Source organism: Qipengyuania sp. SM2512 (assembly GCF_054954005.1).
The window spans coordinates 1,730,501-1,750,637 of sequence record NZ_CM143134.1 but is presented as its reverse complement, the minus strand read 5'-3'; the positions used below and the strand labels follow the sequence as shown (position 1 = coordinate 1,750,637).

General features: G+C 66.8%; 22 protein-coding genes. 13 read left to right on the top strand and 9 right to left on the bottom strand.

Features of this window, described 5'->3' with window-relative positions:
* Positions 1 to 12: 12 nt before the first annotated feature.
* The 3 genes from ACQ5J0_RS08755 to ACQ5J0_RS08745 all read right to left on the bottom strand — a co-directional run bounded on the left by ACQ5J0_RS08755 (position 13) and on the right by ACQ5J0_RS08745 (position 2,494).
* Complete coding sequence (locus tag ACQ5J0_RS08755; protein ID WP_462567079.1) at positions 13 to 576, bottom strand: Smr/MutS family protein; 564 nt, start codon at positions 574 to 576, stop codon at positions 13 to 15.
* On the bottom strand, positions 573 to 1,766 hold the full coding sequence (mltA, locus tag ACQ5J0_RS08750) for a murein transglycosylase A (protein WP_462567078.1): 1,194 nt from the start codon (positions 1,764 to 1,766) through the stop codon (positions 573 to 575). Before mltA ends, ACQ5J0_RS08755 begins: the two co-directional genes overlap by 4 nt.
* Before the next feature lie 77 nt (positions 1,767 to 1,843).
* Entirely contained in the window at positions 1,844 to 2,494 is a 651-nt protein-coding gene (locus ACQ5J0_RS08745) for a Tim44/TimA family putative adaptor protein (RefSeq protein ID WP_462567077.1), read from the bottom strand.
* Between the two features lie 272 nt (positions 2,495 to 2,766).
* Here ACQ5J0_RS08745 and secB point away from each other — a divergent pair, with 272 nt between their 5' ends.
* The 4 genes from secB to ACQ5J0_RS08725 all read left to right on the top strand — a co-directional run bounded on the left by secB (position 2,767) and on the right by ACQ5J0_RS08725 (position 6,805).
* Entirely contained in the window at positions 2,767 to 3,300 is a 534-nt protein-coding gene (gene secB / locus ACQ5J0_RS08740; RefSeq protein WP_462567076.1) for a protein-export chaperone SecB, read from the top strand.
* A gap of 26 nt (positions 3,301 to 3,326) precedes the next feature.
* Complete coding sequence (gene murJ, locus ACQ5J0_RS08735; protein ID WP_462567075.1) at positions 3,327 to 4,898, top strand: murein biosynthesis integral membrane protein MurJ; 1,572 nt, start codon at positions 3,327 to 3,329, stop codon at positions 4,896 to 4,898.
* A 4-nt stretch (positions 4,899 to 4,902) separates the two neighbouring features.
* Entirely contained in the window at positions 4,903 to 5,958 is a 1,056-nt protein-coding gene (gene trpS / locus ACQ5J0_RS08730; RefSeq protein WP_462567074.1) for a tryptophan--tRNA ligase, read from the top strand.
* 151 nt (positions 5,959 to 6,109) lie between these two features.
* On the top strand, positions 6,110 to 6,805 hold the full coding sequence (locus tag ACQ5J0_RS08725; protein ID WP_462567073.1) for a DUF4136 domain-containing protein: 696 nt from the start codon (positions 6,110 to 6,112) through the stop codon (positions 6,803 to 6,805).
* Positions 6,806 to 6,875: 70 nt separating this feature from the next.
* Here ACQ5J0_RS08725 and dut read toward each other — a convergent pair whose 3' ends face one another.
* Entirely contained in the window at positions 6,876 to 7,337 is a 462-nt protein-coding gene (gene dut / locus ACQ5J0_RS08720; protein ID WP_462567072.1) for a dUTP diphosphatase, read from the bottom strand.
* Positions 7,330 to 9,009: a bifunctional phosphopantothenoylcysteine decarboxylase/phosphopantothenate synthase gene (locus ACQ5J0_RS08715; RefSeq protein ID WP_462567071.1), complete on the bottom strand. Its 1,680-nt coding sequence runs from the start codon at positions 9,007 to 9,009 to the stop codon at positions 7,330 to 7,332. Before ACQ5J0_RS08715 ends, dut begins: the two co-directional genes overlap by 8 nt.
* A gap of 223 nt (positions 9,010 to 9,232) precedes the next feature.
* Between ACQ5J0_RS08715 and ACQ5J0_RS08710 the strand changes: the two genes are divergently transcribed.
* The gene (locus ACQ5J0_RS08710; RefSeq protein ID WP_462567069.1) at positions 9,233 to 9,622 is read left to right on the top strand and encodes a hypothetical protein; all 390 of its coding nucleotides are present in this window, start codon (positions 9,233 to 9,235) and stop codon (positions 9,620 to 9,622) included.
* Here ACQ5J0_RS08710 and ACQ5J0_RS08705 read toward each other — a convergent pair.
* The 3 genes from ACQ5J0_RS08705 to ACQ5J0_RS08695 are packed head-to-tail and all read right to left on the bottom strand — an operon-like array spanning position 9,619 to position 13,023.
* Positions 9,619 to 10,731, bottom strand: coding sequence for a hypothetical protein (locus ACQ5J0_RS08705; protein WP_462567068.1), 1,113 nt, complete (start codon positions 10,729 to 10,731; stop codon positions 9,619 to 9,621). The two genes, ACQ5J0_RS08710 and ACQ5J0_RS08705, sit on opposite strands and share 4 nt — an antisense overlap.
* Entirely contained in the window at positions 10,719 to 12,287 is a 1,569-nt protein-coding gene (ubiB, locus tag ACQ5J0_RS08700; protein WP_462567067.1) for a 2-polyprenylphenol 6-hydroxylase, read from the bottom strand. The genes ACQ5J0_RS08705 and ubiB overlap by 13 nt, the downstream gene beginning before the upstream one ends.
* Before the next feature lie 4 nt (positions 12,288 to 12,291).
* Entirely contained in the window at positions 12,292 to 13,023 is a 732-nt protein-coding gene (locus ACQ5J0_RS08695; RefSeq protein ID WP_462567066.1) for a class I SAM-dependent methyltransferase, read from the bottom strand.
* A 54-nt stretch (positions 13,024 to 13,077) separates the two neighbouring features.
* On the opposite strand from ACQ5J0_RS08695, the gene mutM reads away from it, so the two are divergent.
* From mutM to ACQ5J0_RS08670, 5 genes are all read left to right on the top strand, one after another.
* Complete coding sequence (gene mutM, locus ACQ5J0_RS08690; protein ID WP_462567065.1) at positions 13,078 to 13,893, top strand: bifunctional DNA-formamidopyrimidine glycosylase/DNA-(apurinic or apyrimidinic site) lyase; 816 nt, start codon at positions 13,078 to 13,080, stop codon at positions 13,891 to 13,893.
* A 152-nt stretch (positions 13,894 to 14,045) separates the two neighbouring features.
* Complete coding sequence (gene rpsT / locus ACQ5J0_RS08685; RefSeq protein ID WP_462570084.1) at positions 14,046 to 14,306, top strand: 30S ribosomal protein S20; 261 nt, start codon at positions 14,046 to 14,048, stop codon at positions 14,304 to 14,306.
* A 487-nt stretch (positions 14,307 to 14,793) separates the two neighbouring features.
* Positions 14,794 to 16,260 carry a chromosomal replication initiator protein DnaA gene (dnaA, locus tag ACQ5J0_RS08680; protein WP_462567064.1) on the top strand — a complete coding sequence of 489 codons (1,467 nt, stop codon included), beginning with the start codon at positions 14,794 to 14,796 and terminating at the stop codon, positions 16,258 to 16,260.
* A gap of 43 nt (positions 16,261 to 16,303) precedes the next feature.
* Entirely contained in the window at positions 16,304 to 16,765 is a 462-nt protein-coding gene (locus ACQ5J0_RS08675; protein WP_462567062.1) for a DUF983 domain-containing protein, read from the top strand.
* A gap of 11 nt (positions 16,766 to 16,776) precedes the next feature.
* Complete coding sequence (locus tag ACQ5J0_RS08670) at positions 16,777 to 17,571, top strand: HesA/MoeB/ThiF family protein (protein WP_462567061.1); 795 nt, start codon at positions 16,777 to 16,779, stop codon at positions 17,569 to 17,571.
* Here ACQ5J0_RS08670 and ACQ5J0_RS08665 read toward each other — a convergent pair.
* Complete coding sequence (locus ACQ5J0_RS08665) at positions 17,557 to 18,261, bottom strand: NAD-dependent deacylase (protein WP_462567060.1); 705 nt, start codon at positions 18,259 to 18,261, stop codon at positions 17,557 to 17,559. The two genes, ACQ5J0_RS08670 and ACQ5J0_RS08665, sit on opposite strands and share 15 nt — an antisense overlap.
* A 35-nt stretch (positions 18,262 to 18,296) precedes the next feature.
* Here ACQ5J0_RS08665 and dapB point away from each other — a divergent pair, with 35 nt between their 5' ends.
* The 3 genes from dapB to ACQ5J0_RS08650 are packed head-to-tail and all read left to right on the top strand — an operon-like array spanning position 18,297 to position 20,133.
* Positions 18,297 to 19,025, top strand: a complete 729-nt coding sequence (gene dapB, locus ACQ5J0_RS08660; RefSeq protein WP_462570083.1) for a 4-hydroxy-tetrahydrodipicolinate reductase — start codon at positions 18,297 to 18,299, stop codon at positions 19,023 to 19,025.
* Entirely contained in the window at positions 19,022 to 19,693 is a 672-nt protein-coding gene (gene nth / locus ACQ5J0_RS08655; protein ID WP_462567059.1) for an endonuclease III, read from the top strand. Before dapB ends, nth begins: the two co-directional genes overlap by 4 nt.
* A 26-nt stretch (positions 19,694 to 19,719) precedes the next feature.
* Positions 19,720 to 20,133: a hypothetical protein gene (locus ACQ5J0_RS08650; RefSeq protein WP_462567058.1), complete on the top strand. Its 414-nt coding sequence runs from the start codon at positions 19,720 to 19,722 to the stop codon at positions 20,131 to 20,133.
* The last annotated feature ends 4 nt before the right edge of the window (positions 20,134 to 20,137 follow it).

The window sequence follows — 20,137 nt, the reverse complement described above, 5'->3', positions numbered from 1 at the left end:
GGCGTTCGGGCGTCAGCCCTTTCGCTTGAGAACGATCAGGAGCGCACCGTCACCCCCGTGGTGGCGGTGCGCTTTGCGTATGGCGGCGATCGCGCTGCCGTGTTCGCTGGCGGCGAGCCAGTCGAGCACCTTGGCGCGGATCGCGCCGCGCCGCTGGCCGCGATCCGCCGGATCGACCGGCCGCGATTTGCCCGTCACCAGCAGCACGGTGCGCGCGCCCATGGCGCGGGCCTGACCCACCCCGCTGATCAGCCTCGTATAGGCGGCATCCAGCCCGTGACCGTGGAGATCGAGGGTGAAATCGGGCGCCACCGTGCCGGACTTGAGCTTGCGGTCCCAATGCGAGTCGAGGTCGCTCCCTTGGGCAACCGGTGGCTTGGGCGGCGGGCGAACCTGGACGCGCGGCGCTCTGGGTTTTGCGGATCGCGGAGTGGGTGGAGATGCAGCGGTTCGCTTCTCCGGCGCGGGTGCGGAGGTCGCCGGTTGGACCTTCCTGGCGACCAGCGGCGTGACCGTTTCGGCGACGCGGTGCCAGGCCGCGGCTTCCTCCTCGGACAGCCCGCGCGGCGGCCTCATCGCCCGATGAGACGCGCGACCGTGCCCTTGGGCAACAGGACCAGCGCGCTGCCGCGTCCGCTCATCCCCCCGGCGATCTCGCGCGCATCCGCGCCATTGCCCCAGAAGGTGTCGAAGCGGTTCGCACCCTTGATCGCGCCGCCAGTGTCCTGCGCGACCCACAACCCGTCGGCGACATCGCGGTCGAGATCGAGCCACACCGGCGCGCCCAGCGGCACGAAGCGCGGATCGACCGCCACCGAAGCCTCGCGCCGGACGGGGATCTCCAGCGCGCCAAGCGGTCCATCGGTCTCGAGTTCGCGGAAGAAGATCCAGCTCTTGTTGAGCCGCATCAAATCCCCGCCCGCCTCGGGGTAGTCGCGCAGATACTGGACGATGCCCTGCATCGAACCGGCGTATTGCCCAGGCCCGTCGCCGAGCAGGCCGCGTTCGCGCATCACGCTGCCGATCCCGACATATTCGCGTCCGTTCTGCCCGGCATAGCCGATCCGCATCCGCGAGCCATCGGGCAGGCGCAGCAGGCCCGAGCCCTGAATCTGGAGGAAGAAGAACTCGATGGGATCTGCGGCCCAGGCGATCTCGAGCCCGCGCCCGGCCAGCACACCCCGTTCGATCTCGGCGCGCTCGTAATAGGGGACGAAATTGCCCGCAGCATCGGTGCGCCCGAGCGGGGGGCGCCCTTCGCGCTCGCTCTCGGCCATATCGGTCGGCCAGCCGCGCACCAGATCGGGCGGCATCCGGTAGACCGGGACGGCGTATCCGGGCAGCGGCGTGCGGCTGCCGAGTATCTCGGGCTCGAAATAGCCGGTCGCGAAGGCGCTACCCTCACCCACCCGAGCGGTTTCGAAATGCATGTCGAAGAAGCGCGCGGCGTCGCCCGCGCCCCAGGATGTTGCGGCCTGGCAGGCGGGGCGCCAGTCGTCGCGCTGGGTTAGCCCGCTCTGGTCGGTACGGATCAGCAGCTTGGGACAGGATTCGCGGAAACCCGCGAGCGCGCTGGCGGCGTCGTTCTGGCCCAGCCCCAGCGAAGCGATCGCCGGGCCGCGCGCAATACCTGCAAGCAAAGCGCTCTCGGCGAGGGCCGGGGGCGCAGGCGGGGTGATTTGCGGAACCCCCGCATCGGGGATCACACGGGTGCAGGCAGCAAGAAGCGCCAGCGCAGCGACCGTCAGCGAGGAGCGAATACGCATGCTGTTTCCCGTTCCCGCCCGTCTATCCGGCGCGCCAGTGGCCACCCATCGGGACCTGCCGCATCGGTCTCCTCGAATCAGTCCTGATCGGTCTCGTCGAGAATCCAGTTGGGCTCGGGCGAATCCACATGGCGCGCAAAGGTCCAGATGTCGCGGCTTTCGACCGCATCGTCGAGCGAGCCGGCGATCACCATGTCGTCGCGATCGCGCGTCACCGCGGCGATATCGGCAACGAACAGCACCGAAACGCGCGCCATGCGCCCGTCGATTTCGGCCGATTTGATCGTCGCGTTCTCGATCCGGACCAGCCGGTTGGCCAGCGTCTCGCCCGCCGCCTCGCGCGCGTCGATTGCGCCGGCAAAGCTTTCATAGACGTCGTCGTCGCACAATTCGCGCAAGGTCTCGCGGTCGCCCTCCCAGAAAGCTTCAAGGATCATGCCATAGGCGCCCTTCGCACCCTCGAGAAAGGAGACGATGTCGAAGCGCGGATCGGCACTGGCAATCGCCCGCACGCCCGCTTCGGTCCCTGCAGGAACGTCCGCATGCCGCAATTGTACCGAGGGCTGCACGGTGCGCGCCGATTCATCGGCCGGCTGGCGGTCTTCGCCGCGTTCGATGCGGCGCGGCACAACTTCTTCCTCGTGTTCCGCACGGCGACCGAGCACCGAATAGAGCCGCAGGCCAAGAAAGGCAGCGACGGCGGCGAGGATGACGATTTCCAGTATCACGTAACAAGCACCTGCAGTTTTGGCCCGCTCGCAAACACGGCACGGACCCGAGATTTTCGTAACTTACCCCTGCCCTACATAGGTGTAAAACTCAAATGGACAACACGCCGTACAGCTTCCTCCCGCCGCTTTGCCGCCCCGCCCCGTCCGGTGCAGCGCAGTTGCCGCACCCATTGGCAGGTGCTACGCGCGCCGCCGAACCGGTGCCGGGCCCAATCGTCCGTCCGCGACAGGCACCGCAGCGCCAACACTGACACGAAAGACGACGCATCATGGCCGACGAAGGCGATATCCTCACCGACATCAATCCCGATCCCGCAGCAGGTGCCAACGGCGCGGACAATCAGCCCGCCGCCGGCATGATCTCGCAATATGTGAAGGATCTCTCGGTCGAGAACCCGAATGCGCCGGCCTGCTTCCAGTGGACCGACCAGCCGCAGATCGACCTGCAGTTCAACATCGGTGCCACCCCGGTCAGCGGCGAAGTGCACGAGGTCGAGCTCAAGGTGAACATCACCGCCAAGGGCGAGAAGGGCAATTTCTACCTCGTCGAACTGAGCTATTGCGGCCTCGCGGGCCTGCGCAACCTGCCCGACGAGCATGCGCACGCCTTCCTCTACGCCGAAGCGCCGCGCATCCTCTTCCCCTTCGCGCGCCGCGTGATCGCTGATGCGACTCGCGATGCCGGCTTCCCGCCGCTGATGATGGAGCCGATGGATTTCGGCGCGCTCTACCAGCAGCAGCTCGCCGCCCGCGCGCAGCAACAGGGCGAAGGTCAGGCGCCCAGCCCCGTTGGCAACGCCTGAGCCTGTAACCTGATCGGGGCTCGGGCATGAGCCTGCTCAAAAACGTCGGGACGATCGGCGGGCTGACGATGGTCAGCCGCGTCGCCGGCATGGCGCGCGAGATGATCTTCAGCCGCGTGCTCGGTGCCAATGCGGTGACCGACGCGTGGTTTCAGGCCTTCATCATCCCCAATGTGTTCCGCCGGCTGTTCGCCGAAGGGGCCTTTTCCGCCGCCTTCGTACCGATGTTCTCCAAGCGGTTGCATGGCGATGGCGGGCTGGAAGCTGCGCGCAGCTTCAGCGACGATGTCCTGAGCGTCTTTCTGCCGGTGCTGATCGCGCTGACCGCCGTGCTGCTGCTGGCGATGCCGGGGGTGATCTGGCTGCTCGCGGACAAGCCGATCGATCCCGGCGAGTTCGACATGGCGGTCGATTTCGCCCGGATCATGTTCCCCTATATCGTACTGGTCAGCATGGTGACGCTGTTCACCGGCATGCTCAACTCGGTCTCGCGCTTCGCGCCGGGGGCGAGCTTTCCGATCATCCTCAACATCGTACTGATCGCCGCTCTGCTGCTGGGCGAGCGCTGGATGGCCGCCACCGGCGCCAGTATCGAGCAGACCGCCTACGGCATCGCCTGGGCGGTGACCGGGGCGGGCGTGATGCAGCTCGTCTGGCTCTACGTCTGGGTACGGGTCGAGGGTTTCCGCCCCAAGCTGCTCTGGCCCCGGCTGACACCCGAGGTGAAGCGGCTCGGCATTATCGCCCTGCCCGCAGCGATCGGCGGCGGCGCCTATCAGATCAACACGCTGGTCCAGCTCTATTTTCTCAACCAACTCGAGAGCGGTTCGGTCAGCTACATGAATTACGCCGACCGGCTGAACCAGTTGCCGCTGGGCATCATCGGGATCGCGCTGAGCACCGCCATCCTTCCCACGCTTTCGAAATTCGTCGGCAGCAAGAACAGGGAAGGCGCCGACCGAGTGCAGTCCGACGCGATCGAGCTGGCGATGCTGCTGACGATCCCGGCAGCAGTCGCCCTGGCGATCTGCGCGACCCCCTTCGTGACGATGATCTTCCAGGGCGGGCGTTTCGATCTGGCCGATGCCGCCATCACCGGCGAAGTGCTGGCGGTGCTGGTGCTGGGCCTGCCCGCCTATGTGCTGGTCAAGGTGCTGGTGCCTAATTTCTACGCCCGCGCGGACACCCGCACCCCGGTCTACGCCGCCTTCATCTCGCTGGCGGTGTTCGTCGCCTTCAACATCGCCTTCCTTCAGCGTTTCGGTGTCGTCGGGGTGGCCTATGCCAGCGTGATCGGCGCCTGGATCAACACCGGCTTCCTCTATATCGTGCTGATGCGGCGCGGCTATTACCGCCTCCCCGGGGCGCTGGTACTGAGGATCGCGCGCCAGCTTGTCGCCGCCGCTGCGATGGGTGCCGCACTGTGGTTCGCGCGCGACTTGCTGACCGGCTATTTCGCCGCCGGCCTGTTTGCACGCCTCTTCGCGCTCGCGGTACTCGTCGCCTGTGCAGCGATCGTCTATTTTGGGGTGGCCTTTGCGGTCGGCGCGATCGACCGGCAGCGGATCGCCATCCTCACCAAGAAGAAAGCACCCTGATATCATGCGCGTCGTTTCCGGCATCCAGCCCACCGGCAATCTGCACCTCGGCAATTACCTCGGCGCGATCCGCAACTGGGTGCGGATGCAGGACGAGATCGATGCGGGTAACCGCGCTCAGGTAGCCGAAGGCGGTAGCGCACCAAAGAACCAGTGCCTGTTCTTCCTCGCCGATCTGCACGCGATCTCGCAGCCGCACGTCCCCGCCGATCTACACCGCGGCTCGCTCGAGATGACTGCGGCTCTGGTCGCCTGCGGGATCGATCCTTCGCGCTCGATCCTCTTCAACCAGGCGCAGGTCCCCCAGCATGCCGAGCTGCAATGGCTGCTCAGCGGCACCGCGCGGATGGGTTGGCTCAACCGGATGACGCAGTGGAAGGACAAGGCGGGCAAGAACCGCGAGGGCCAATCGGTGGCGTTGTTCTCCTACCCGGTGCTGCAGGCCGCGGACGTTTTGCTCTATCAGGCCACGCATGTGCCGGTGGGCGAGGACCAGAAGCAGCATCTCGAGCTGGCGCGCGACATCGCGCAGAAGTTCAACAATGATTTCGGTTCGGAAGGCGCGCCGGTCTTCACCCTGCCCGAGCCCTTCATCCCCCCGGTCGCGGCGCGGATCATGAGCCTGCGCGACGGCAGCGCCAAGATGAGCAAATCCGACCCTTCGGATCTCAGCCGCATCAACCTCTCGGACGATCCCGAGACGGTGATGCGCAAGATCAAGAAGGCCAAGACCGATGCGGAACCGCTGCCCGGCGAACTGGGCGGCCTGGTCGGGCGTCCCGAAGCCCTCAACCTCGTCACCATCTATGCCGCGCTGGCGGATCGCAGCGCCGAGGACGTGCTGAGCGAATTCGCCGGCCAGGGTTTCGGCTCCTTCAAGCCGGCGCTCGGAGAACTGCTGGTCGAGACGCTGCGGCCGATATCGCAGCGCTTCACCGCCCTGCTCGAAGACCGCGAATCGCTCGACGCCATCCTGGCGACTGGCGCGGCGCGCGCGCGGACGCTGGCCGGCCCCACGCTCGATTCCGCCTATCGCGCGCTCGGTCTCGTCAGGGCCTGAATCCTCGAGCGCAGCGGATCGTCTAATCATCTGATAAGTAAAGCATTCAATCGCGGTTCAGGACGCGTGGTTTACACCCCCTCCCAACGCTGACAGCATGGTCATGGGGAAACGACCGCGCGCGGCGTGTCTGTCTCGAAAGGATACCACCATGACCACCCGCAAACAGGGATGGGGGCGCACCATTAAGCTGGCCTCCGTTCCCATCATTCTCGCCAGCCTCGCCGCTTGCGCCACGCCTTTCAAAGCCGATGTCTCGCGTTTCCAGACGCAGCTTCCCGCCCCCGCCGGCGAGAGCTTCGCCGTGGTCGCGGACGATCCTGCGCTGGCTGGCGGGCTCGAATTCGCGATGTACGCCGATCGGGTCGAAGCGCAGATGCAGCGTCTCGGCTATGCCCAGGCCGCCTCGCCCGAAACCGCGAGCCTGCTGGTCCGCTTCGATTACGGCGTCGACAACGGTCGCGAGCGCATCCGCACGACCGGCTTCCGCGATCCGTTCTACGACCCCTGGTATGGTTACAGCCGGTACTACCGCTCGAGTCTGCGATATCGCTCGCCCTTTTACGGCAATCGCTGGGGCTACGGCTTCTACGATCCGTGGTTCGGTGGCCCGGAGGTGACCAGCACCACCGTCTACACCAGCGGCATCGACTTGAAGATCGACCGCACCGCGACCGGCGAACGGCTGTTCGAGGGCAAGGCCGAAGCCGTCTCGACCTCGGACCGCCTGCAATATCTGGTGCCTAATCTGGTCGAAGCCATGTTCACGGATTTCCCCGGCAGATCGGGCGAAACGGTGCGGATTTCGATCGCCCCGGAAAAGACCACGGTGCGCCGGGTCGATTGAACGGCCTGCGGTTACGGAAACACGAAGGGCGGCCCCAACGGGTCGCCCTTTTTCATGCCTGCTTCGCGCTTCAGTTCAGCCCAGCGTGCCCGCCGGTCGAGCCGAAACCGCCTTGTCCGCGCTCGGTCGCATCGAGATCGGCGACTTCCTCCCAGCCGGCGCGAACCACCGGAGCCAGCACCAATTGTGCGATCCGGTCGCCGCGCGCGACTGCGAAGCTCTCCGCGCCGTGGTTGACGAGGATGATCTTCAATTCGCCGCGATAGTCGGAATCGATCGTGCCGGGCGCATTGGGCACGCCGATCCCGTGCTTGAGCGCGAGGCCCGAGCGCGGCCGGACCTGGATTTCGTACCCCTCCGGAATGGCGAGCGCGAAGCCCGTGGCGACCGCGTGGCGCGCACCGGGGGCGAGTTCGACCGCTTCGGCGGCGACGACATCCATCCCCGCCGCGCCGGGCGTGGCATAGACCGGCAGATCGAGCCCCTCGCCATGCGCCAACCGCTTGAGGCGTACGCCGACCGGATCAGTCATCGTGATCGTCCTGCATTGCCGCCAGCGTGTCGGCCGCGCGCCGCACAAGCTCGCGCGCCACGTCCGGCTTGGACATCTGCGCAAGCGTCTCGACCCCGGCCTCGGTGACGATCTGGACCTGATTGCTGTCCCCGCCCATGACCCCGCCATCGCCGGTGTCGGTGACATTGTTGGCGATGATCCAGTCGGCGCCCTTGCGCTTGCGCTTGGATTTGGCGTTCTCGAGCAGGTTCTCGGTTTCGGCGGCAAAGCCGATCAGCAGGTTCGGTCGTTCGCGACCCGAGGCGATGGTTGCGAGGATGTCGGGGTTTTCCGAGAGGATCAGCGCCGGCGGGGCGGAGCCGCGCTTCTTCATCTTCTCGCCCGCGACATGGCTGCTCTTCCAGTCGGCCACGGCCGCCACCATGAAGGCGATATCGGCGGGCAGCGCCCGCTTGACCTGGGCTGCCATCTCGTCTGCGCTTTCTACATCGATCCGATCGACCCCGATGGGTGTGGGCAGATGCACCGGCCCCGCCACCAGCGTGACTCGCGCGCCCGCCCCCGCAGCCATCGCGGCGATCGCGAAGCCCTGCTTGCCCGAGCTGCGATTGGCGAGATAGCGCACCGGATCGATCCGCTCCCAGGTCGGTCCGGCGGTGACCAGCACGTGTCTGCCATACAGCGGACGATGCTCGGGATCGGAATCGAATTCAGCCTGTCCCGCTAGCGGATCGGTCGGCGCCGCGGCCGGCGGTTGCGGCCAGGTCCCGTCGTCAGCTCCCGCGAAGGGGAAATCGAGCCCCGCATGATCGCCAAGGGCCGCAGCGGAAGCCTTGCCCTTGCGCGCCAGCAGGGGTCCGCCCAGATCGGGCTCGGGCCCCCCAACGTCCTGCGGGTTTCCGGCGTCGAACCACGGGTCGGTGGGCGGCTCGCCCTCGGGCAGCGCATCCAGCTCGGCATCGATCTCCTCATGCGAGCGCTTCGCGGTGCTGCGCGGAATGAGGGCGGAGAGCAGCGAATTCCACGCGCCCTTGCTCTCGACTTCGGGTTCGGGTTCGAGCGCTTCGGAAGCGAGCTCGTCGCGATAGGCACCGGCGCGCGCAGTCACTGGTCCGATGGCCTTCGAAGGAGCCGCCAGCTCCGGAATATCGAGATCGAGCAATCCGGCGATCGCCTGGAGGACCTCGGGCGGTTCGGGGAGCCGTCCCGGGCCGTATTCCCCGCAAGCCATCGCTCCCTCGCCGGGCTCCATCACCTCCACGCCCGCCTGGCGCAGCCACGCGACATTGCGCAGGGTCGCCTGATGCTGCCACATCCGCACGTTCATCGCGGGCACGGCGAGCACCGGCTTGTCGGTCGCGAGGATCAGCGTGGTCGCCAGATCGTCGGCGATCCCCGCCGCCATCTTGGCGAGCAGACCCGCGGTCGCGGGGCAGACCACCACCAGATCGGCCTGGCGCGAGAGCTGGATATGCCCCATTTCGACCTCGTCCTTGAGGTCGAAGAGCGAGGTGTAGACCTTGTTTTCGCTCAAAGCGGCCAGCGCCATCGGAGTGACGAACTGCTGCCCGCCCTCGGTCAGAACGCAGGTCACCTCGCCCCCGGCCTTGCGGATCAGGCGAACGAGCTCGCAGGATTTATAGGCCGCGATGCCGCCGCCGATCACCAGCAGGATGCGCCAAGCGGTCACTGCTTGCACCCAGACTTCGGAAGGCTTGGCTGCATATCGGGCCCTGCCCCGCTTATGTTGTCCCCTGATCTCATCGCCGCGCTTGCTAGCGCCCCGGACCCGCTAACGCCAGCAAGTCTTGGCGGCCGAGCTCGCTTGCGCGGACACGCCCGCACGCGCATAACCGTGCCGAAACACGCGGTGGAACCACGTGCCGACCAACAGACCCGGGGGGATATCCGCGATGCACCTGATCCTGAGCGCCATCATTATCCTGCTGGCCGTCATCGACGTGGTGGTGGGGGTGGGCTTTCTGGTCAATCCGGCGATAGCCGGCGCCGACTTCGGCCTGACGGTCGCGGGTAATGCAGGAACCTCGGCACTGCGCGCCGACTTTACCGCCTTCTTCTTTGTGGCAGCGCTGTTCATGGCCTGGGGCGCCTGGCGCCGGCGCGGGGAATTGCTGCTGGCACCGCTCGCGCTGTTCGCGATCGCTTTCACCGGGCGGCTGATCAACCTGCTGGTCGAGGGAAGCTACGACGGCTGGTGGCTGCCGATGGCGGTCGAGATGGCGCATGTCGTGGTGCTCGCGCTCGCGATCCGCGCCTGGCCCAGCCGACGCGCCGGATTCTAGGCCCGGCCGAGCGCCGCGCGGCCCAGTGAGCGTGCCGCCATCGGCACGAAGGCCAGGCCGATGAACATCGCCGGAGCGACCACCGCACCCCAGTAGAAATTGTTCGCTCGTCCGGCGATCATGAATGCCAGTGCGTAGCCCAGATAGAGCAGGCTAGCGGTGCGGCCCGCGTCGCTTTTCCACCCCGCCCAGCCGAATATCATGAGCACCGCCAGCGGCCCCGCGATGGCGTGCGGCAGGAACCGCAAATTGCTCGAGAGAACGATTTTCGAGAGCCAGCCCGCCAGGCCGTCCAGCGTCAGCCATGTCGGGCCGAGCGGGTCCTGCGGTCCGACATAGGCGGCGACGGTCGACAGATGGACCGCCAGTACAGCCGCGTAGAGCAATATGAGCAGGACCCAGGCCGAGCCTTCGCGCCAGTCGCGCCGCCACAGCGCCATGGCCGCCATCAGCAGGACGAAGGGCAGCGCGTGCTCGCGCAGCAGCAGCGCCAGCGCGGCAACCGCCAGCGAAGCGTGCCAGCGCCCGGGCCGATGCAGCGCCAGCGCCAGCGCGATCAGCATGCCCGTCCAGAATTCGTGCAGGACGAAATAGTACCGGTTGATCGTGTTCGACCCGCCCAATACCATCAGCGTCGCACCGATCAGGCAGTAGCGCGCGCCCCCGGGTTCCTCGCCGAGCCGCCTCCACCAGGCGAAGGCCGCCGCGCCCAGCAGCAGGATGCTGAGCCCCTGGAGGATTTCTTCACCCAGCCAGATATGGAAAAAAGCGAGAGTCGGCAGCCGGACGGCGAGGCCGGGGCGCACCGGATAATCGCCGCGCCGCTGCTCCTCGACGGCGACGGCGTAATAGTTCTCGCCTCGCGCGACCCGCTCGATGATCCGGTCGTAGAGCGCCAGATCGTCGTCGCGTGCGCTATCCTTCGTGACCTCACGATCGGGGCTGAGCGAAGGGACACTGGCGACCTCGCCATCCATCGAGGAGGTAAGCGGGGTGACGGCCGCCAGCGCGAGCAGGGCCGCCAGCACGGCCAAGAGCAACCGGGCCGGGGCGCGCTGCCAATGGGAGAAGCGGTCCCACGCGGGCCGCGGCTGAACTACGTCAGCCATCCCTGGGCCGCTGCAAGCCACACCGCCGCGCCGCCGGCCAGCGCCGCGACGAGATAGCCTATCGCGCCACCGCCCTCGCTGCGTCGACGCTCGCGCCGTTCCCACATCAACTCGATATCGGGAACCGGCGGTGGTTCGGGTGCCCCGCCGCGCGCCGGATAATGATCCTCGATCCGGCGGACCAGCGCGGGCAGACGCAGCAGCGTTTCGGTGTCGGCGCGGATGCGCTCGGCGAGCGCGGCCTCTGGGCCCAGCTCGTCGCGGATCCAGGCGCGCACGAAGGGCGCGGAGACATCCCACATGTTGATCTTGGGATCGAGCTGGGTGGCGATCCCCTCGACCATCACCATGGTCTTCTGCAACAAAAGCAGATGCGGCTGCGTCTGCATGTCGAAATCGCGGGTGATGGCGAACAGCCCGTCGAGCATCTGCCCCACGCTCAGCTCGCTCACCGGCTTGCCGCGCATCGGCTCGCCCACCGCACGCAGCGCCGTGGCGAATTCGTCGACCGAATGATGCGAGGGCACATATTGCGCCTCGAAATGGATCTCGGCGACGCGGCGGTAGTTGCCCGTGGTCAGCCCGTAGAGGATCTCGGCGAGCCATTGCCGCGCCTGGCGGTCGATCCGCCCCATGATCCCGAAATCGATCGCCACGATGGTCCCGTCGCCGCGCACGAACAGATTGCCCTGGTGCATGTCGGCGTGGAAGAAGCCCGCGCTGATCGCCTGCTTGAGGAAGGCGAGGACCAGCCGCTGCGCGAGATCGGGAAGATCGTGACCGGCGGCGATCAGCTGCTCGGTCTGGCTGATCTTGATCCCGTCGATCCATTCCATCGTCAGGACCCGGCCATTGGTGCGGTCCCAGTCGATTGCGGGTACGGTGTAGCGCTCGGTCCCGATCATCGCCTCGGCCAGCTCGGATGCCGAGGCCGCCTCGCGGCGCAGATCGAGCTCGCGATTGGTCCAGCGCTTGAAATTGGCGATGGTCAGCCGCGGGCGCAGCCGCCGCGCCTCGGCATTGCCCAGCGCCTCGAGATGCGCGGCCGCCCATTCATAGGTGCTAATGTCGCGTTCGAAGCGTTCGCGAATTCCCGGACGCAGGACCTTGATCGCCACGGTCCGGCCATCGGTGGTGATGCCGCGATGGACCTGCGCGATCGAGGCGGCGCCGACCGGAACCGGATCGATCTCGAGAAAGAGGTCGGACAGCGGCTGGGTAAAGGTCGCGGCGATCGCCGCCTCGATCTGTTCGAAGGGAACCGGTGGGAGATTGTCCTGCAGGCTGAGCAGGTTCTGCGCTGCCTCGTCGCCGACCAGATCCGGCCTTGTCGCCAGCGTCTGACCCAGCTTGATCGCGGCGGGCCCGATCGCGCGGAAGGCGTCGGCATAATCGGGCTGGGCGGGCTGTGCAGCGCCGAAACGCGCGATCCGCGCCAACCGCTTGACCTGCGGCGGAGTGTTGGGATCGCGCTCGATCCCGCGCAGCGCACCGTGCCGCGCGAGGGTGCGGCCCCATTTGAGCAGGCGCCAGATATGGGTTGCAGGACGGGTCACGGGTTCAGGTTTTCCACCCTGAATGGATCGCGACCAACCCGCCCATGATCGGTTCGACGCGCGTCTGGGTAAAGCCGGCCGCGCGGATCATGCTCTCGAATTCGGACATCGGCGGGAACCGGCGGATCGATTCGACGAGATAGCGATAGCTCTCCTCGTCGCCCGCGATCGCCTTGCCGAGCTGCGGGACGAGCTTGTGCGAATAGAGATCGTAGGCCTGTTTGAAGCCGGGCCATTCGACGGTCGAGAATTCGAGGCAGAAGAACCGCCCGCCGAATTTGAGCACCCGGTGCGCCTCGGCCAGGGCCCGGTCGATATGGGTGACGTTGCGGATGCCGAAGGCGATCGTATAGGCATCGAAGATCCGCGAAGGATAGCTCAGCAGTTCGGCGTTCTGGCACGACCAGGCGAGCCCGGTCAGCCCGCGGTCGAGCGCGCGCTCCATCCCGACATCGAGCATGTCCTGGTTGATATCGGCGACGGTCACCTCGGCGCCGCGTTCGACCATGCGGAAGGCGATGTCCCCGGTGCCCCCCGCCATGTCGAGGATCGCCTCGCCCGGCTGCGGCTTGACCCGCGCCACGAAGCGATCCTTCCACAAGCGGTGCATCCCGCCCGACATCGCGTCGTTCATGATGTCGTATTTGGCGGCGACATTGGAGAAGACCGCGCCAACGCGCTCGGTCTTCTCCTCGGGCGCGACGTCTTCATAGCCGAAGGAAACGGTGTCGTTCATGAGGCGAGCCTTAGGGACAATTGCCGGGCGGGCAAAGGGTGTTAGAGACCATCCATGCCCGAACTTCCCGAAGTCGAGACCACCGTGCGCGGTCTGGCGCGTTTTCTCGATGGCCAGACCCTCACCCGGGTGACCGTCAACCGCCCCGATCTGCGCCGCCCCTTCCCGCCCGGCCTGGTCCAGGCGCTGACCGGAGCGCAGGTCACCGGGCTCTCGCGCCGCGCCAAATACGGGCTGATCCACACCGCGCGCGATCATGCGATGGTGTTCCATCTCGGCATGAGCGGGCGCTGGCGGATCGACCCTGAGGAGGACGAGCGGCACGACCATCTGGTGCTGGAGACCGCGAGCCATCGCTTCGCGCTCAACGATCCGCGCCGCTTCGGCTCGGTCGATCTGCTGCTCGCCTCCGAGCTCGATGCCTGGCCGGCCTTCGCCGCCCTCGGGCCCGAGCCGCTGGGGCCGGAACTGACCGCAGCCTGGCTGCGCGAGCGAACCAGGGGCCGCCGGCCCGCGATCAAGCAGATGCTGCTCGACCAGCGCGTGGTCGCGGGTCTGGGCAATATCTACGTCTGCGAGGCGCTGTGGCGAGCGCGGATCGACCCGCGCAAAGCGGGCGGCAAGGTCACCGCGCCCCAGCTCGAACGCCTCGTCCCCGCAATCCGCGACGTCCTCGAGCAGTCGATCCGCGACGGCGGTTCCACCTTGCGCGACTTTGCCCAGCCCGATGGCGAGCTGGGCTATTTCGCCACCCGCTTCGACGTCTATGGCCGCACGGATCAGCCCTGCCACCGCGATGACGGCGGCACGATCCGGCGGCTGGTCCAGGGCGGGCGCAGCACCTGGTATTGCCCGCGCTGCCAGCGCTAGCGGACCGCCTGTCCAACAAAGGATTGACGATTCGCGCCCATCGACCTATGTCGCCCGCTTTCCGGCGGTCATGCGCCGATTTTCGCAAGATTCGACAGATTCGGCGGGCGCGCTCCATGCGGCCGTACGAAACCGAGCAGACAAGGACGACCATGGCCAATACGCCGCAAGCCAAAAAGCGCATCCGTCGCAACGACCGCCGCTCCGAGATCAACACCGCGCGCAAGAGCCGCATCCGTACCTTCGTGAAGCAGGTCGAGACCGCCTGCGAGACGGGCGACAAGGAAGCGGCCACGGTGGCGCTCAAGCAGGCCCAGCCCGAACTGGCCCGCGGTGTCGCGCGCGGCGTGCTGCACAAGAACACCGCCTCGCGCAAGATGAGCCGACTGAGCAAGCGCGTCGCCTCGCTCTGATCCGAATCGCTCGCGTCTCGCCGTCACCGGCGCGGACGACAGCAGGCAAATGACAGCAGGTCGCCGCGGCAACGCGGCGGCCTTTTGTTTTGGGTGCGAAGTGGACCGTCTGTTCAGTCGTCAGAGTGAAACCCAATCGTCATGTTCGGTGCTCGCGACTCCTTGGAAACGCGTGATTCAGGCGCTTAAATAAGTTAAAAATCCTTGATTTCAGCGAGTTCGACGGCGGCCTGCGGGCTAGGGTTGAGTCAACGGTTTTATTTCGCTTTTTTTGCAGCATCCACACTTGCGACTCATCCGAAGCTGACCCTAGAAGATGGCTCTGCCTGGGGCGGGACAGCCCGGGCTCCACAATTTGGTACATACGATGGGGGTTCCCGGAAGGATCGATTCCGGGAAATGGCGACGCTGTGTCTCCATCCTCGCCAGACATGATAACGCTTCGCCGGCAGCGCTGCTTGCCGGCACGATTTTGGGTGACGAGACGATGGGCAAGCTGACGGAACAAACCGGTGTGAAACGCAGCGGGCGGGAGGATCTCATGGAAGACCTCGAGGCGGTGAATCTGGCTGCCGATTGGGCCGACATCAGCCAGGGCCTGCGCAAGGATCTGGGCCAGCAATTGCACAGCCAGTGGATCAAGCCGATCCAGGTCGGCGCGCTCGATCGCGACACCGGGACGCTCGACCTCTACCTGCCCACGCAATTCTCCGCCGACTGGGTCCGCGACCGCTTTTCCGATCGCCTGTCGCTGGCGTGGAAGATCGCGCGCGGCGAAGTACGCCAGATCGCGATTTCGGTTCACCCCGGCCGCCGCAAGGTCGCCGATCTGCAATTGCATTCCGATGGCCGCCGCCCCGCCAACGACGGCGCCGATCAATCGATGATGGCCATCTCGGCCGACACGCTGAACGATGCCGGCTTTACCTCCAGCGTCGGCCTCGACCCCTCGCTGACCTTCGCCGCCTTCGTCACGGGCGAAGCCAATGTGCTGGCCTGCAACGCCGCGCAGCGGATGGCCGCGCCCGAGAAGCCGCAGTTCTCCCCGCTCTATCTCAAGGGCGCGACCGGCCAGGGCAAGACCCACCTGCTGCACTCGATCGGCCATTCCTTCCTGCTGGCGCATCCGCGCAGCCGGATATTCTACTGCAGCGCCGAGCGCTTCATGGTCGAATTCGTCCAGGCGCTGAAACAGAACCAGATGATCGAGTTCAAGGGCCGGCTGCGCAGCTTCGACCTGCTGCTGGTCGACGACATCCAGTTCATCATCGGCAAGGCCAGCGCGCAGGAAGAACTGCTCTACACGATCGATGCGCTGCTGGCCGAGGGCAAGCGGCTGGTGTTCGCCGCCGACCGCGCGCCGCAGGCGCTCGACGGGGTCGAACCCCGGCTGCTGAGCCGCCTCTCGATGGGTCTGGTCGCCGACATCCAGGCCGCCGACATCGAATTGCGCCGCAAGATCCTGGTCAGCAAGCTGACCCGCTTCGCGCCGCTCGAAGTGCCCGACGACGTGATCGATTTCCTCGCCCGCACCATCACCCGCAACATCCGCGAGCTGGTGGGCGGCCTCAACAAGCTGATCGCCTATGCCCAGCTGACCGGGCAGGAGGTCTCGCTCCAGCTCGCCGAGGAGCAGCTCACCGACATCCTTTCGGCCAATCGCCGCCGGATCACGATCGACGAGATCCAGCGCACGGTGTGCCAGTTCTACCGCATCGACCGCTCCGAGATGTCTAGCAAGCGGCGCGCGCGCGCCGTGGTCCGTCCGCGCCAGGTGGCGATGTATCTCGCCAAGGTGCTGACCCCGCGCAGCTACCCCGAGATCGGCCGCAAGTTCGGCGGGCGCGATCACTCCACCGTGATCCATGCGGTTCGGCTGATCGAGGATCTGCGCACCCGCGACGCCGATATGGATGGCGATGTCCGCAGCCTGCTGCGCCAGCTCGAGAGCTGATCGCGGGATTGCGGCGCCGTGGGGCGCAGCGTAGGGGAGCGGCATGACCGCTGCGCCCCCTCTCGCTCCGCTGGCGCCTTGCACCGGCTCTCGCCTCGACCCGACCACCCTGCCTCTCAATTGGCGCGAAGCGGTCTGGCGGGCCCTGCGCGGAAACTGCCCGCGTTGCGGTGAGGCATCGCTGTTCCGCAAATGGCTCAAGCCCGTCGATCATTGCCGGGCCTGCGGGCAGGATTGGTCGTTCGAACGGGCGGACGACTTTCCGGCCTATATTTCGATCTTCGTGACCGGACACCTGATGGCCCCCCTGATCATCGCGCTCATCGGCGAGTTCGGCATGTCGTCCTGGGCCACGCTGGCGGTCATCCTTCCCCTGGCCATGGCGATGATGCTCGGCCTGCTCCAGCCCGCCAAGGGCGCAGTGCTGGCGACGATGTGGTGGTCGGGAATGGGAACCTTCAAGCGCGAACGGCCGATCGGCCATCCCGATCACCACGACCGGTAGGGAGGCCGAGGATGAAGCAGCCGCCCGAAGGGCCATTCCCGCCCGAACGACTCGCCCGGTTCGCCCGCCATATCGTGCTGCCCGAAGTCGGCGGCGCGGGACAGGCGGCGCTGGAGCGATCGCATGTGGTGCTGGTGGGCCTGGGGGGGATCGGCTCGCCCGCCTTGCAGTATCTCGCCGCAGCCGGAATCGGGCGGTTGACGCTGGTGGACGGCGACAAGGTGGATGCCAGCAACCTCCAGCGCCAGACGATCTACACGACCCGCGATATCGAGCACGGCAAGGCCGTCTCCGCCCGCCGCTGGCTGGCAAATTTCGATGTGGCGACCGAAGCCGAATTGCACGACGGCCGGATCGGGCCGGACAACGCCCCCGCCCTGCTGGAAGGCGCCGATCTGGTCCTCGACGGGACTGACAATTTCGCGACCCGGCTGGCGGTCTCGGATGCCTGCGTTGCGGCGCAGGTTCCCTTGCTCAGCGCCGCCGTCGGCCGGTTCCAGGGCCAGGTCGGCGCCTTTGCCGGGCACCGCGCGGACCAGGCCTGCTACCGCTGCTTCGTCGGTGACGCCTTCGACGCCGAGGATTGCGACAGCTGCGCCGAGGATGGCATGCTCGGGGCGATGGCGGGCTGGACCGGTACTTTCGCCGCGCTGCATGCGGTGCGGGTGCTGCTCGACGGCGTCAGCAGTTTCGGCGATCCGCAATGGGGCACGGTCCATCTGCTCGACGGCATGACGCCCGCGATGCGCAGTTTCCTCATCGCCAAGGACCCCGCCTGCAGCGGCTGCGGCTCAGCCGCCCTCTAGCAGCTCGTCGACCCATTGCGGCACCAGCTGCGTCGCGGGGCCCTGCCGGCTTTCGTCGAACCAGTGCGAGCCCTGGCTGCGTTCGAGATTGAGTTCGAGCGTCCGCGCGCCGAGCTCGCTGGCGTCCTGGACGAAGCCGGCGGCGGGATAGACCGCGCCCGAAGTGCCGATCGAGACGAACATATCCGCCTCGCGCAGCGCGGCATAGATCCGCTCCATCTCGTAGGGCATCTCGCCGAACCACACGACATCGGGCCGCAGCGAAGCTTCACCGCAATCCGGGCATGGCGGCTTTTCGATCAGCGTGCCGGCCCAGCGATGGCGCGTATCGCAGGCGGTGCACCAGGCGTTGAGGTGGGTGCCGTGCATATGCAGCACGCCGCTCGCTCCGGCGCGCTCGTGCAGATCGTCGACATTCTGCGTGACGATCAGCAATTCGCCGCGCCATTCCGCTTCGAGCCGCGCGAGCGCATGATGCGCGGCATTGGGCTGCTTGGTCTGCACCGCGGCGCGGCGCAGGTCGTAGAAGCGCTGGACCAGTTCGGGATCGCGCGCGAACGCCTCTGGGGTGGCGACATCCTCGACCCGGTGCTTTTCCCACAGCCCGCCGCCGTCGCGAAAGGTGTCGATCCCGCTTTCCGCGGAGATTCCCGCCCCGGTCAGGACGACGATATTGCGCATGCGGGCCATGTCCCCCATGAAGCATGCGGATTAGGGGAATGGCAATGGTACGGATCGGGATCGTCGGCAGCGAAGGCCGCATGGGACAGGCGATCGCCGCCATCCTGCCCGAGCTCGGGCACGAGCTGGCGGGCGGCGTGGACAAGGGCGGCGATGTCGCGCGGCTTGCGGATGCAAGCGATGTGCTGGTCGATTTCTCCTCTCCCGGCAGTCTGGAAGTCAATCTTCACGCCGCCATCGGCGCAGGGATCCCGCTGGTGATCGGAACCACCGGGCTCGAGGAGCGCCATCACCGCGCGATCGACGACGCCGCGCGCGCGGTGCCGATCCTCCAGACCGGCAACACCTCGCTCGGGATCACGCTGCTGTCGCATCTGGTGCAGGAAGCGGCCACGCGGCTGGGCGAGGATTGGGACATCGAGATCGTCGAGATGCACCACCGCCACAAGGTCGATGCCCCCTCGGGCACCGCGTTGCTGCTGGGCGAAGCCGCCGCACGCGGTCGCGGGGTCGAGCTGGCCGAGTGCCGCGAGAGCGGACGAGACGGCCACACCGGAGAACGGGAAGCGGGCGCGATCGGCTTTGCGGCCTTGCGCGGCGGGACGGTCGCAGGCGAGCACAGCGTCATCATGGCCGGTTCGCAGGAACGGCTGACCTTTTCGCACAGCGCCGAGGATCGCAGCATCTTCGCGCGCGGCGCGGCGCGCGCGGCGGAGTGGCTCGCCGGGAGGGAACCGGGCCGCTACACCATGCGCGACGTGCTCGAGCTTTGACCCGCGACCAAATCTTCGAATTCTTCCGCCGGCTCGCCGAGGACAATCCCGAACCCGAGACCGAGCTGGAATATGGCAACGCCTTCCAGCTTGTGGTCGCGGTGGCGCTGAGCGCGCAGGCGACCGATGTCGGGGTCAACAAGGCGACCCGCGCGCTGTTCGCGAGCGTCGAGACGCCGGAGCAGATGCTCGCGCTGGGCGAAGACGGGCTCAAGCAGCACATCAAGACCATCGGCCTGTTCAATTCCAAGGCCAAGAACGTGATCGCGCTCTCGCGGCTGCTGGTCGAGGAATACGACAGCGAGGTCCCCGCCACGCGCGAGGATCTGGTGCGGCTCCCCGGCGTCGGGCGCAAGACCGCCAATGTCGTGCTCAATTGCTGGTTCGGGCAGGAGACCTTCGCGGTCGACACGCATATCCTGCGCCTCGGAAACCGCACCGGGTTGGCCAAGGGCAAGACCCCCGAAGCGGTCGAGGCCAAGCTGGAGAAGCGCGTGCCGCAGCCGTTCCGGCGGCATGCGCATCACTGGCTGATCCTGCACGGGCGCTACATCTGCAAGGCGCGCACCCCCGAATGCTGGCGCTGCCCGGTGGTCGATCTGTGCAGCTACCGGGCGAAGGTGATGGAACCGCCGCGAAAGGGCCGGGTTCAGCAAGGATCCGCATAAGTCCGTTCTTGCCAAGGAGTGCGACCATGATCCGTACCGCCGCCACCGCCGCCGCTACCGGTCTGCTCCTCGCGGGCTGCGCTCCGGTCGAGAGCGAGGACAGCTTCGTCAGCGAGGCGCCGATGGCCAGCGTGACCGGCGAGGCCGAGCGCTGCATCAACACCGCGATCATCCGCCACTCGCGCGTTCACGACGATCGCACGATCGATTTCGAGGTCGGCAGCCGGACCTACCGCAACACGCTCGGACGCGGCTGCAGCGGCCTGGGGTTCGAGAAATCCTTCACCTACAGCACCTCGATCAACCGGCTGTGCGCCGGCGAGATCATCTATGTCCTGCGCACGGTCGGGGGCCGGCTCGATCGCGGCCCCGGGTGCTCGCTGGGCGAATTCGTCCCGATCGAATATGTCGAGCGCGACATCGACACGATGCAGAGGTAACTCC

Excerpts from the sequence above, each read along its gene's own strand:
- ACQ5J0_RS08755 (WP_462567079.1), bottom strand. The coding sequence starts at position 576 with ATGAGGCCGCCGCGCGGGCTGTCCGAGGAGGAAGCCGCGGCCTGGCAC.
- mltA (WP_462567078.1), bottom strand. The coding sequence starts at position 1,766 with ATGCGTATTCGCTCCTCGCTGACGGTCGCTGCGCTGGCGCTTCTTGCT.
- secB (WP_462567076.1), top strand. The coding sequence starts at position 2,767 with ATGGCCGACGAAGGCGATATCCTCACCGACATCAATCCCGATCCCGCA.
- murJ (WP_462567075.1), top strand. The coding sequence starts at position 3,327 with ATGAGCCTGCTCAAAAACGTCGGGACGATCGGCGGGCTGACGATGGTC.
- trpS (WP_462567074.1), top strand. The coding sequence starts at position 4,903 with ATGCGCGTCGTTTCCGGCATCCAGCCCACCGGCAATCTGCACCTCGGC.
- ACQ5J0_RS08725 (WP_462567073.1), top strand. The coding sequence starts at position 6,110 with ATGACCACCCGCAAACAGGGATGGGGGCGCACCATTAAGCTGGCCTCC.
- dut (WP_462567072.1), bottom strand. The coding sequence starts at position 7,337 with ATGACTGATCCGGTCGGCGTACGCCTCAAGCGGTTGGCGCATGGCGAG.
- ACQ5J0_RS08710 (WP_462567069.1), top strand. The coding sequence starts at position 9,233 with ATGCACCTGATCCTGAGCGCCATCATTATCCTGCTGGCCGTCATCGAC.
- ACQ5J0_RS08705 (WP_462567068.1), bottom strand. The coding sequence starts at position 10,731 with ATGGCTGACGTAGTTCAGCCGCGGCCCGCGTGGGACCGCTTCTCCCAT.
- ACQ5J0_RS08695 (WP_462567066.1), bottom strand. The coding sequence starts at position 13,023 with ATGAACGACACCGTTTCCTTCGGCTATGAAGACGTCGCGCCCGAGGAG.
- mutM (WP_462567065.1), top strand. The coding sequence starts at position 13,078 with ATGCCCGAACTTCCCGAAGTCGAGACCACCGTGCGCGGTCTGGCGCGT.
- rpsT (WP_462570084.1), top strand. The coding sequence starts at position 14,046 with ATGGCCAATACGCCGCAAGCCAAAAAGCGCATCCGTCGCAACGACCGC.
- dnaA (WP_462567064.1), top strand. The coding sequence starts at position 14,794 with ATGGGCAAGCTGACGGAACAAACCGGTGTGAAACGCAGCGGGCGGGAG.
- ACQ5J0_RS08675 (WP_462567062.1), top strand. The coding sequence starts at position 16,304 with ATGACCGCTGCGCCCCCTCTCGCTCCGCTGGCGCCTTGCACCGGCTCT.
- ACQ5J0_RS08670 (WP_462567061.1), top strand. The coding sequence starts at position 16,777 with ATGAAGCAGCCGCCCGAAGGGCCATTCCCGCCCGAACGACTCGCCCGG.
- ACQ5J0_RS08665 (WP_462567060.1), bottom strand. The coding sequence starts at position 18,261 with ATGGCCCGCATGCGCAATATCGTCGTCCTGACCGGGGCGGGAATCTCC.
- dapB (WP_462570083.1), top strand. The coding sequence starts at position 18,297 with ATGGTACGGATCGGGATCGTCGGCAGCGAAGGCCGCATGGGACAGGCG.
- ACQ5J0_RS08650 (WP_462567058.1), top strand. The coding sequence starts at position 19,720 with ATGATCCGTACCGCCGCCACCGCCGCCGCTACCGGTCTGCTCCTCGCG.